The following is an 11376-nucleotide window of genomic DNA, read 5'->3' as shown; positions in this document are numbered from 1 at the left end:
TAACTCTAAGTATATTCTTTTAGTTGAAGGTTGTGTTAGAGGGACGTGCTTTTGTCATTGTAAAACAGGCTTGATACATGGCGACCCCGAGAGGATTCGAACCTCCGACCTACGGATTAGGAATCCGTTGCTCTATCCTGCTGAGCTACGGGGTCGCATGGGGGCAAACTATCAAGCCTGTTTGAAAAATCAAGCGTCTTAGTGCTGGTTGAAGATGCTCATGTTGTCTTTGTCGAACAAGACTGACACATAGCGATCTTTCTGGTCGCCCTGTTCCATACCGGGGGAGCCCATGGGCATGCCGGGGACGGATAGACCCGCGGCTTTGGGACGTTCTTGCAACAGTTTACGTATATCACTTGCCGGGACGTGACCTTCAATGACATAGCCGTCAATGCTGGCGGTATGACAGGATTCCAGCTTGGCGGGGACACCCAGTTGGTTTTTGACAGCAACCATATCGTCGCGTTTGATTTCTGTCACATCAAAGCCGTTTTCGCGCATATGGTCACTCCAGGCGGTGCAGCAGCCACAGTAAGGCGATTTGTAAACGGTGATCTTTTCGCCTTCTGCATGGGCGTCTGGCGTCAGGAGGAAGAGGCTTAGGAATGCAAAAACATATTTCATTTTAGATGTCCTTCAATCTGTTTGATCTTTTTTTACGCCTGAAATAAGACCGGATTGTGTCTTTCTAGTTGGTGGAAGGCCGAAAAAAAATTATAAAGCCTGCATGATTACGCTTCGACCGGTTGTGCTGGCGGGAACGGACGGATTGCGCGCGCATCCTCTTTCCACTGCTGAATGCCCCCAAAAGTTTCTTTCGTTTTTAGGCATGGATTCTTCCTTTCAGGATACGCTGGAACGGGTCAGTGATCCGGAATTTTTGTTGCCGTTGATCGTCACAACACCTGCATTGAAGGATATCGTGCAGGATCAATGCGACGATATCGCCTACGAATATGAAGAAATTTTATTATTGGATGAAACCGCGGGCGAGGCAATGGCGGCCTTGGTGGCAGCAGAGTGGGCGATGGCGCGTAAGGAGACTTATCCTTTGCTGGTGATCCCCTCCGATCATTTTGTCGCAGACCAAGGGGCTTTTATGCGTGCGGTGACGGATGCTTGTTTGACCGCAGAAAAAGGCTACATGGTGTCTTTTGGCGTGGTGGCGGATCGCCTGTCCAGCGAGCACAGCTATTTGGAAGTCGGGGCCAGACTGGATACGCGCTATAGCGGGCATCATGTCCCATCGATCCATCAACGCCCCAGCCGTGAGCTGGTGGAGCAAACGTTGCAACACGGCCCTTATGTATGGAATGCGGGACTGTTGTGCGCATGCCCCGACCCGTTGATTGCCGAATTAAAACGCCAACATGGCGCCCTGTCCGGACGGGTAAACCTGTCCTTGGAGGAGGGCGTGTTGGTCAAGAGTGAGAAACGCTGCGTGGTGTCCTTGCTGACCACATGGGCGGACCTGACCACCTGGCCCGGTATCTGGAAAGCGCTTACTTTGATAGAGACTTAAAGGTCTCAGTCGCATTGACCAACCCGGCGCGGATGCCGGGTTCTAGCGCGGAATGTCCGGCATCGGGGACGACGACATATTGCGCTTTTGCCCAGTTACGTGCCAGCTTTTCTGCCGTCATGGGGGGGCAAACCACATCGTAGCGCCCTTGCACGATGATGCAGGGCAGGTGGAGGATGCGATGAAGTTTCTTTAACAGATGGCCTTCCTCCATGAAGAAGTTGTTCTTAAAATAATGCGCCTCCAGACGGGCAAGGCACAGGGTGCTATGCGGGTCTGGATGGCTTGCCGGTGTGTTCGGATAAAGGGTCGCGCAGGCTTCCTCATAGGATGACCACGCGATGGCGGCAGGCATGTGGACTGTCGGGTCATCATCATTGAGGCGGGCGACATAATTATCTAACAGATTGGCGCGTTCCTCAACGGGGAGGAATTCTTGGAATTTGCGCGCGGCTTCCGGCTCAAACGTGCCCATGCGGTTGATAAACCAGTCGCGCTCACATTCCCGCCCCATAAAGATGCCGCGCAGGATAAAGCCAAGGCACCGATCAGGATGGGCAATGCCATAGGCAAGTGCAAGTGTACTGCCCCATGACCCGCCAAAGACAAACCAGCGATCAATTTTGCGCAGTTCCCGCAATTGTTCCAAATCTGCGATCAGGTGATCAGTCGTGTTTGCATGGATAGAGGCGGCAGGGGTGGAACGTCCACAGCCGCGCTGGTCCAGCAAAACGATGCGGTAATAGGCCGGATCAAAAAAACGCCGATGGATAGAAGAGGTCCCGGCCCCCGGTCCACCATGTAAAAAGAGGATGGGCACACCTTCTGGGTTGCCACATTCTTCCCAATAAATCAGATGCCCGTCGCCCACATCCAGTTGACCGGATGTGTAAGGTGTCAGGGCGGGGAACAGGTCTGTGGTGTGGGTGTAGGGCATCAGGGTTTGATCACTTCTATCTGTGTGGGATGTCGAGCCTCTATCATAGGCCCATTTTGTTTGGAAACCCACCCTCTTATTTGGAGGGTCTGTCCTTTGAGGGTGTCCAGGTTGAAGCCGAAACGTTTGAAGAACCTATGATTTTGCTTGACGACTTTGACGGTGAAGTCGGTGCGCCAGTTTTCTCCAAAGTTTAGATATGTTGTGTTTTTCACATGGGCAACATCGCGCACAGTCCCTTTCACAATCGCAAAACTGTTCAGCGGAATGTTATCTTTAAGGGCATCATGGCTGGCAGGGTGTTCAAGGGTATAGAGATCACGGATATTGTCTTCTTCGTCTTCGTATGGGTACGGGGTGGCATGGGCATCACGAACCAGTTCACCCTGAAGCCAGCGTTTGTCCGCAAGATAGACATGGGCGGGCTTTCGTCCATAGCGATCGGGCTGGTCACTGAGCAGGCGCACCCGCACTTTATCACCGGCTTTGACGTAGCTGTTTAAGGCGGTTGCGTCTTTGTCATACAGCAATCCGGCGAGGCGCACGGGGCCGCTTTTTTTCAAGTGAAGTTCAAAGGGCAGGGTGAGGCTGACGACTTCATCGCGTGAAGTTTGTGCTGCTGAAGGCTTGACCTCAACAAGGAGAAGTCCCACAAACGCACAGACGATAAATTTTATAATCGAGGCGTCGATGAATCGATTTACGCTGCTTGCTATCATGATCACGTTGGGGTTGCTTCTTGTCTTAGGGCAGATGAGCCGCATGGGATTGTTGGGTGACTGAAAGAAGAAAATGACATGAGCCAATCATACACACAATTGGAAAAACAGTTCAAACGGATCCATGTACTGGGCGATGCCTCGTCCATTTTACATTGGGATATGGCCGCGATGATGCCTAAAGGCGGCGCGGAGTCCCGTATGGAGCAAATGGCCTTATTGGCAACGCTCAGCCATTCCATGATGTGTGAGGATCGCTTATCCGACCTGTTGGATGAGGCAGAACAGGAAGGTGGTTTAACCGATTGGCAAGCGGCAAACCTGCGCGAGATGCGCCGCGCCCATACCCACGCCACTGCGCTGGATGAAGTCTTGGTCGAAGCCCTGAGCCGCACCACATCCGCCTGTGAGCAGGTCTGGCGTGAGGCACGTGCCGAAGGGGATTTCGCCAAGGTCGCCCCGCAGTTGAAGGAAGTGCTTAATCTGACCCGCCAAGCCGCAGCGGCGAAGGCCGATAAGCTGGGGTGTTCCCTGTATGATGCGTTGCTGGATCAGTATGAACCTGATGGCAAAGCGAGCGAGATTGATCCGATCTTTGAAAAACTGGAAGGTTTCCTGCCAGACTTTTTACAGACCGTGCAGGATCAGCAGAAGGACGTGACGGTGCAGATGCCCCAAGGTCCGTTTGCCATTGAAAAACAAAAAGAGCTGGGTGCTTTGTTTATGGCGGCCTTGGGGTTTGATTTTGACCATGGACGCCTTGATGTCAGCATGCATCCGTTTTGCGGCGGGACAGCCGATGATGTGCGCCTGACCACCCGCTATGATGAAAGCGATTTCACCTCCGCCTTGATGGGGGTGCTGCACGAAACAGGACATGCGCTTTACGAACGGGGCTTGCCGCAAGATTGGCGCAATCAGCCCGTAGGACAAGCCCGCGGCATGAGTGTGCACGAAAGCCAGTCTTTGCTGGTGGAGATGCAGGTGTGCCGGTCCGATGCGTTTTTGACTTACGCGCATCCACACATGCAACAGACCTTTGAGGGGATAGGGGCTGCGTGGTCCTTGGAAAATATGACCAACCTTTATCGTCAGGTGAAACCGGGTTTTATCCGTGTGGATGCCGATGAGGTGACCTATCCGGCCCATGTGATCCTGCGCTATAAGCTGGAACGCGCTTTGATCGAAGGACACATGCAGATCGAGGAGATCCCCGAGCGCTGGAATAGCATGATGAAAGATATGTTGGGCGTCACAGTTGAGAATGACCGCGATGGCTGTTTGCAGGATATCCACTGGTATGACGGGGCGTGGGGATACTTCCCGACCTATACGCTGGGGGCTATGACGGCGGCACAGATTTTCGATGCGATCAAAAAGGCCGTGCCGGATGTGGAAGGCGAGATCGCAAAAGGCAATTTTGCCCCCTTGATGGGATGGTTGCGCGAAAACATTCACGCCAAAGGGTCGAGCTTGTCCACCAAAGACCTGTTGATCCAAGCGACCGGAAAGCCCCTTGATCCAGAAGTGTTTATCGCGCATCTTAAAGGTAGATATTCGTCTTAAGGGAGCAACCTATGCATAAAAGAATTGTTGAAAAAGCACTTAAGACACTGGATGCGGAACGGGCAAACTACTTTAATGATGTGGTCGGCTATCTGGAAGAATTGCCGCAAACGGCGAGCTTTCCTAACCTTGTCTATCTGTCCTTGAAGGACATTCTCGATATCGCGCCGATCTATATTGAAAAGAAAGCTTTTGCGCTGTTGTTGCTTAAGTTCGTGACCCATCATCAGGTTCAGCTGCAAAAGATCATTTTTGACAAAGAATATCTCTATGATCCCAATTGTCTGCGTAAAGTCACCAAACTGTTGATCGATGCGATTGTGGATCAGACCATTCAGGGCTATGAAGACGGGCAAATCGATACGGGGGAACCATTGGTTCAAAAATACACCTACCCCTATCGTGCGACCGACCTTGTGGACCCCGATGATGACGAAGCCGTGGAAAAGGCAATGGAAGAAGAGCGAAGACGTCAGGCTGCCTATACGGGGCCGGAACGGCGTAGACGATGATAAAAGTTGTTATTTTTTCCAAAGCACACTTGTCCTGCCTTGCTTAAGAGTTCTATAGTAGGGGCAATTCTGACACTTCCTTTCGGTGAAGGCCTTTATGGATAATATGGAAACCCTACGTTACGACCGCTGGATCGAAGACGCGCTTAAAAGTGTCGTCCGCAAGGCGCTGAGCTATTGTCAGCAAAACGGCTTGCCGGGTGAGCATCACTTTTACGTCACTTTTGCGACAGACCATCCCGCAGTGATCATGCCAGATAGCCTGCGCGATCAGTATCCGGAAGAAATCACGATTGTGATTGAACATGAATACTGGGACCTTGAAGTGACGGACGAGTATTTTGATATCGTGCTCAGCTTCAATGATATCAAAACACCGATCCATGTGCCGTTCGAAGCCATTACCGGTTTTGCGGACCCCAGCGTCAAATTTGGCCTCCAGTTCAAAATGGAACTGCTGGATGATTCTGATGATCTGGACGACGATGACGATCCTGATGATGATCCCGTTGCCGATGACTTTTCGGCGGAGAAGGACGAGGATGAGAATAAAGATAACGTCGTTGCGCTGGATGCGTTTCGAAAGAAGAAGTAATTCTATTTTCTAAAGGGCCATTTTCGGCCCTTTACTTTGTTTCACAGTCTATAAAAAAGAGTATTTGAGATGAGCGACACCGTTTATCATGACATGTTTCCTTTGGGGGAAGACACAACAGATTATCGCAAACTGACGTCTGATTTTGTTTCGACAATTGAAGTGGATGGCAAAGAAGTCCTGAAAGTGGACCCGGAAGCGATCCGCCTTCTGACCAAAGAAGCGTTTAAGGAAATCTCCCATAAATTGCGCCCGGCTCACATGAAGCAGGTGGCTGCGATTTTGGATGACCCGGAAGCGTCCGATAATGACCGTTTTGTCGCCTTGGAAATGATCAAAAACGCGGTGATCTCCGCCGATGGTATTTTGCCTTTGTGTCAGGATACCGGCACCGCCATCGTCATGGGCAAACGTGGCAAATATTGCTGGGTGGACGGCCAGGACGAAGAAGCAATTTCCAAAGGTGTTTCCGAAGCCTATACGGATTTGAACCTGCGCTATTCGCAAGTGTCCCCTGTTGATATGTATGAAGAAGTCAATACCGGCAACAACCTGCCCGCACAGATTGACCTCTATGCGACAGAAGGCAACGCGTATAAATTTATGTTCATGGCGAAAGGTGGCGGGTCTGCGAACAAGACGTTCCTGTACCAACAGACCAAAGCGTTGCTGAACCCAAAATCCTTGCTCGCGTTTTTGGATGAGAAAATCCGCACCTTGGGCACAGCGGCTTGTCCGCCGTATCACCTTGCCATCACCATTGGCGGCACTTCTGCGGAAACCAACCTGAAGACGACCAAGCTTGCGTCTGCAAAATATCTCGATAACCTGCCGACCAAAGGCGGGGATAAAGGCCAAGCCTTCCGTGATGTGGCGTTTGAACAAGAAGTTCTTAAACTGTCACAAGAATTGGGCATGGGCGCGCAGTTTGGCGGCAAATACTTCTGTCACGATGTGCGTGTGATCCGCTTGCCGCGTCACGGTGCAAGCTGCCCGGTGTCCATCGGTGTGTCTTGTTCCGCGGACCGTCAGTTGTTTGCCAAGATCACCAAAGACGGTGTGTTTATTGAAAAGCTGTGTGATAATCCGGCAGATTATCTGCCAACAGCGGATGAAGCCGAAGCGCAGGAAGTGGCGATCGATTTGAACCAGCCGATGGATGAAATCCGTAAAACCCTGTCACAATATCCGGTGAAAACCCGCGTTAAAATGACAGGCACCATGATTGTTGCGCGTGATATTGCCCACGCCAAGCTGAAAGAGCTGTTGGATGAAGGCAAAGAACTGCCGCAATATTTTAAAGACCATCCGGTTTATTACGCCGGTCCGGCAAAAACACCGGAAGGGTATGCGTCCGGTTCCTTCGGTCCGACAACCGCGGGTCGTATGGACGCTTATGTTGATTTGTTCCAATCCCATGGCGGGTCCATGTTGATGGTGGCAAAAGGCAACCGTTCCAAAGCGGTGACAGATGCATGTAACAAATATGGTGGTTTCTATCTTGGGTCCATCGGTGGGGTTGCTGCTGAATTGACGCAAAAATCCATCAAACATATGGAATGTCTGGAATATCCAGAGCTGGGTATGGAAGCGATTTGGAAAATCGAAGTCGAAGATTTCCCCGCCTTCATCATCGTGGATGACAAAGGCAACGACTTCTTTAAAGAATTCGTCTGATCCTCGCGATCTTTTGAACACAGAAAACCCCGCTTGGAGCACTGCTTCAGGCGGGGTTTTTATTTTTTGGGTGAGGCGAAAAATGATTAGACCCCCAAGAAAGCCTTTTCATGTTTTTTAAGTTCTAAGGTCGCAAAGCGCATAAAGGTCTTAATGCGTGCGACATCTTTCAAATCGGGATGGGTGAGAATCCAGAGATCATGATAAGGTGCCCTTTCAATATTGGGTACGCGCACAAAATCCGTTTGGGAATCACCGATAAAACAGGGCATACGGGCAATCCCCATACCGGCGCGCACGGCACCCAGGACCGCGATCATGTCGTCAAACTTTGCAATGACCTGGGCGTTTGGATAGGCTTTCAGGACTTCGCCCGCTGGTTCATCCCCACGCCATAAAAAGTTGATACAGTCCAGCTTGCTGTTGTCTTTGTGGTTCTCCATATATTCTCGTGACGCATAATACATACAGTTTTGCGAGAAAGCTTTGCGCCCCCACAAGGTACTTTCCGGCTCATTTACCACGCGTAGGGAAACATCGGCTTCACGTCGATAAAGGTTGATTGCATCCGTGGTGGCAATCAGGGTCAAGTCTATTTGGGGATATTGTTTTTTGAACTTGAGAACAATCTCAGCGAGGAGAAGTTGAAAAAGCAATTGGGGGGCGGAAACTTTAAGCGGTCCTGCCAAATCTTGATCTTTCGCAGCGATGGATAAATCCAAATCTAGGGTCTGTTTTTCTATCACCTGTGCGGCTTCCAGACAGCGTTCCCCATGCATGGTTATCTTTAAGCCGCCCGGCAGTCGATCAAAAAGGCGCACGCCCATCTGATCTTCAAGGGTGGTTAGGCGCCGGGACACCGTGGTGTGGTTGACACCCAGTGCACGTGCAGCCCCGCTCAAGCCTCCGTGACGATGGACATAGAGTACGTATTTTAGATCATCCCAGCTTTTCATATCTGCATTATTGCACAAGAGGATTGAAGATTTACATAATTTTCGCACAGCCTGACCTGCGCTAGTCTCTGTTTATTGTTTCATAACCCGTTTAATGGAGAGAGAAAATGACGGTTTATTGTGTTGCATTGGCAAAGAATATCGATCTTGAAGCATTGGGAAAATACCGGGAGCATGCACCGACTGCCCTTAAAAAGCACGATGGTGCGTTGGTGTCTTCCAGCCTCGATCTGACAAAATTGGAAGGCGCAGACGGGCAGGCTGAGATGGCGGTGATTTTATCTTTTCCTACTATCGAAGCGGCAAAAGCATGGCGTTATGATGAAGACCTTGCTCATGTTCATGACTTGCGCATGAAGGCGGCAAATTGGTCTATTCATCTGTTAGGCTGATCTGAATTTGCGATTGGAAAAGGGGTGTTTATTCATCCACCCCTTTTTTCCTCGCGACCAATCGTGTCACCTTTCCGACACCGCCACTATGAAAACTTGAGGGTGCAACCGTCCTTTCGGTTTCTTCCAGTAACAGAATCTCGGCAATGTCCTGAAAGTCTGCTTGCAGCATATCCGCACTGTAACAAAGCTCACGTAATTTTGGCCCGCCGCAATTTCGCCCCACATTGTCGGGGTGAAAGACTTCCAGTATAAAAAGCCCCCCATCCTTTAAAGACGAAATCATTTTGTGATGGAGCGCGGTCCGCTCATCAGGCATAAAGTAAAGATGCAGGCAGGCCACACCGTCATACTGATCAACTGGCCAGTCCCATTGGGTGAGATCCGCACATTCACCTGTAAACAGATCCGCAACGCCGCGTTGCTCGGCTTGTGCACGAGCTTTCGTCACCCCGTTGATGGCACCATCGACGGAATGCACCTTGAAACCTTGCGCCGCCAACCACACCCCATTGCGACCTTCCCCGTCGCCAACGCACAGGATATGGCCGCCTTTTTTAAGGTGGGGCGCTTGTGTGGTCAAAAACCCGTTGGGGGTTGATCCAAAGACCAGATCGTCCCCGTCATATTTCTCATTCCACTGCTGGATGACTTTGTTCATGTCCTCTCCTTCTTCCTGTTGAGCGAGAGTTTGAAACAGTTTTTACAATTGTCAAAAGAGTTTCTTTTTGCAGTTGCGAAAGGATCGGTTATGTTGTTCTAATAACAAGATAACGCGGATATGACGAAGGGGGACCCCGTGTCACTTTATACTGACCTATACGAATCTAAAAAAATGTCGGCCCATGATGCTGTTGCCAGCATTGCTGATCGCTCCAACCTGATCTTGGGGATGAGCGTGGCAATGCCGCCGGCGATCATGGAAGCCGTTGCGAGTCGTGCGAAACAGAAATGGTTCACCCGTCTGAACGTCTATTACATGCATGCGAGTGCTGCTGCGATCGAATCATTGTTTGTGCCGGAATTGATGGATGTGATTAAACCGCACCCGTTGTTCATGAGTGGGCATGACCGCCAGTTGGCGAAACAAGGGTATGATCAGGGCGAAGAATGGGTGCATTTCGTCCCGTGTCTGTTCCATCAGGCAGGCCGTTTGCTGACAGAATCTATTTCACCGGACTGTTTTGTGGTCACGGTTTCAAAAATGGATAAAGCGGGGTATTTCTCCTTGGGGACAAACCCGGACTACGGTGCAACGGTTGTACGCAAAGCCAAAAAAATCATTGTTGAGGTCAACGAAAATATGCCGCGTACCTTTGGGGAATGTCTGCTGCATATTACTGACGTTGATATGATTGTGGAAAATAGCCCGCCTTTGATGGAAACGATTATTGGCGGCGGCAGCATCGAAGACGAAAAAATCGGCCATTACATTGCCGAACGTATTCCCGATGGGGCGACTCTGCAAATGGGGATCGGTGCAGTGCCGAACTCTGTAATGGGTCAATTGGATAGCCATAAAGACCTTGGCCTTCATTCGGAGCTGTTCTCTCCTCCCATGGTCGATCTGATCAAAAAGGGTGTCTTGAATGGTCGTCAAAAAACACTGCTGCCTTATAAGCATGTTTATACATTGGCCCTTGGGGATCGGGCGATGTTTGATTTTATGGATGATAACCCGTCCATCGTCGGTTATCCGGTGGCTTATGTGAACAATCCATCCGTGATTCGCAAAAACCACAATATGATTTCCGTCAATGCGGCGATCGAAGTTGATTTCACCGGGCAGGTGAACTCGGAAAGTATCGGCGGGCATCAGTTCTCCGGGACGGGCGGACAGCTTGACTTTGTGCGTGGGGCCTATGCGTCACCGGGCGGCAAATCGTTTATCGCGCTTCATTCGACGGCGAAAAAAGGCACTGTCTCGCGAATCACCCCCCATATTACGGGTGGGGCCGTGACTGATCCCCGTATGGATGTCCAGTATATTGTGACGGAATACGGGATTGCGGACATGAAAGGCCGTTCTTTGCAGGAACGTGCCCGTGCCTTAATCGATATCGCGCATCCAAATTTCCGTGAAGAGCTGGAAAAAGAAGCTCATGAAATGGGAATGATGTAAATCGATTCCGAGTGCGCAGTGACTAAAGAAAAAGCCTTTCCTCTTATGCAGGGGAAAGGCTTCAGATCTCTGACAAACCCCGTCAATTTTGGCGGGGTTTGTTATTTTCTATAAGGTTGTGTTTTTTTGTTCTGTTGGACATTTCTTTAAGCAGGTTGCTCCACTGCTTCATTTTCAGGCATATGTGGGCGTTCCAGTGGGTAAATATCGCCATAAAAACCTGAGACGGGCTAAGATGAGGGCGATTTTCTTGATGTTTTGGGCGGTGGCTGCCATCAAGCATTGCTCTTTCACTTTAGTCAGGCCTCTCAGACGGGCATAGCGGTGCCCATGTAGTTGTTTGGCATCAGCAAAACTGCGTTCCACAGTTTCCTT

Annotated in this window: 13 protein-coding genes and 1 tRNA gene; 7 read left to right on the top strand and 7 right to left on the bottom strand. The window is 50.5% G+C overall.

What is annotated here, in order from left to right; genetic code table 11:
• Positions 1-78: 78 nt before the first annotated feature.
• Both Q397_RS0110215 and Q397_RS0110210 read right to left on the bottom strand, forming a co-directional pair.
• A tRNA-Arg gene (locus Q397_RS0110215) sits at positions 79-155 on the bottom strand.
• A gap of 43 nt (positions 156-198) precedes the next feature.
• Positions 199-627 carry a DUF411 domain-containing protein gene (locus Q397_RS0110210; protein WP_028879339.1) on the bottom strand — a complete coding sequence of 143 codons (429 nt, stop codon included), beginning with the start codon at positions 625-627 and terminating at the stop codon, positions 199-201.
• A 103-nt stretch (positions 628-730) separates the two neighbouring features.
• Here Q397_RS0110210 and Q397_RS0110205 point away from each other — a divergent pair, with 103 nt between their 5' ends.
• Complete coding sequence (locus Q397_RS0110205; RefSeq protein ID WP_028879338.1) at positions 731-1525, top strand: sugar phosphate nucleotidyltransferase; 795 nt, start codon at positions 731-733, stop codon at positions 1523-1525.
• Here the strand turns inward: Q397_RS0110205 and pip are convergent.
• Entirely contained in the window at positions 1506-2462 is a 957-nt protein-coding gene (gene pip / locus Q397_RS0110200; protein WP_028879337.1) for a prolyl aminopeptidase, read from the bottom strand. The two genes, Q397_RS0110205 and pip, sit on opposite strands and share 20 nt — an antisense overlap.
• A complete protein-coding gene (locus Q397_RS0110195) occupies positions 2462-3115 on the bottom strand; it encodes a thermonuclease family protein (RefSeq protein WP_156950686.1) in 654 nt (217 codons plus the stop codon). The genes pip and Q397_RS0110195 overlap by 1 nt, the downstream gene beginning before the upstream one ends.
• 144 nt (positions 3116-3259) lie before the next feature.
• On the opposite strand from Q397_RS0110195, the gene Q397_RS0110190 reads away from it, so the two are divergent.
• The 4 genes from Q397_RS0110190 (at position 3260) to Q397_RS0110175 (ending at position 7531) form a co-directional block, all read left to right on the top strand.
• Positions 3260-4747 (top strand): carboxypeptidase M32, encoded by a 1488-nt coding sequence (locus Q397_RS0110190; protein WP_028879335.1) that lies wholly within the window; start codon positions 3260-3262, stop codon positions 4745-4747.
• A gap of 11 nt (positions 4748-4758) precedes the next feature.
• Positions 4759-5259 (top strand): hypothetical protein, encoded by a 501-nt coding sequence (locus Q397_RS0110185; protein ID WP_028879334.1) that lies wholly within the window; start codon positions 4759-4761, stop codon positions 5257-5259.
• A gap of 97 nt (positions 5260-5356) precedes the next feature.
• On the top strand, positions 5357-5854 hold the full coding sequence (locus Q397_RS0110180) for an SspB family protein (protein WP_156950685.1): 498 nt from the start codon (positions 5357-5359) through the stop codon (positions 5852-5854).
• Positions 5855-5923: 69 nt separating this feature from the next.
• Positions 5924-7531: a fumarate hydratase gene (locus Q397_RS0110175; protein ID WP_028879332.1), complete on the top strand. Its 1608-nt coding sequence runs from the start codon at positions 5924-5926 to the stop codon at positions 7529-7531.
• Between the two features lie 86 nt (positions 7532-7617).
• Here Q397_RS0110175 and Q397_RS21970 read toward each other — a convergent pair whose 3' ends face one another.
• The gene (locus tag Q397_RS21970; RefSeq protein WP_051609907.1) at positions 7618-8487 is read right to left on the bottom strand and encodes a LysR family transcriptional regulator; all 870 of its coding nucleotides are present in this window, start codon (positions 8485-8487) and stop codon (positions 7618-7620) included.
• A 107-nt stretch (positions 8488-8594) separates the two neighbouring features.
• Between Q397_RS21970 and Q397_RS0110165 the strand changes: the two genes are divergently transcribed.
• The gene (locus Q397_RS0110165; RefSeq protein ID WP_028879331.1) at positions 8595-8879 is read left to right on the top strand and encodes a DUF1330 domain-containing protein; all 285 of its coding nucleotides are present in this window, start codon (positions 8595-8597) and stop codon (positions 8877-8879) included.
• Between the two features lie 28 nt (positions 8880-8907).
• On the opposite strand, the gene Q397_RS0110160 is transcribed toward Q397_RS0110165, so the two are convergent.
• Complete coding sequence (locus Q397_RS0110160; RefSeq protein ID WP_028879330.1) at positions 8908-9540, bottom strand: class I SAM-dependent methyltransferase; 633 nt, start codon at positions 9538-9540, stop codon at positions 8908-8910.
• Between the two features lie 138 nt (positions 9541-9678).
• Between Q397_RS0110160 and Q397_RS0110155 the strand changes: the two genes are divergently transcribed.
• Positions 9679-11001 carry an acetyl-CoA hydrolase/transferase family protein gene (locus tag Q397_RS0110155; protein WP_028879329.1) on the top strand — a complete coding sequence of 441 codons (1323 nt, stop codon included), beginning with the start codon at positions 9679-9681 and terminating at the stop codon, positions 10999-11001.
• Positions 11002-11175: 174 nt separating this feature from the next.
• Here the strand turns inward: Q397_RS0110155 and Q397_RS21965 are convergent.
• Positions 11176-11376 (bottom strand): transposase (locus Q397_RS21965; protein WP_038012863.1); only part of this gene is annotated, 201 nt, incomplete at its 5' end.

Origin of the sequence: Terasakiella pusilla DSM 6293 (assembly GCF_000688235.1) — a bacterium.
In the GTDB taxonomy this organism is placed as follows: domain Bacteria; phylum Pseudomonadota; class Alphaproteobacteria; order Rhodospirillales; family Terasakiellaceae; genus Terasakiella; species Terasakiella pusilla.
Note: the sequence above shows the minus strand (reverse complement) of the source record. Positions and strands in the feature narration are given on the sequence as shown.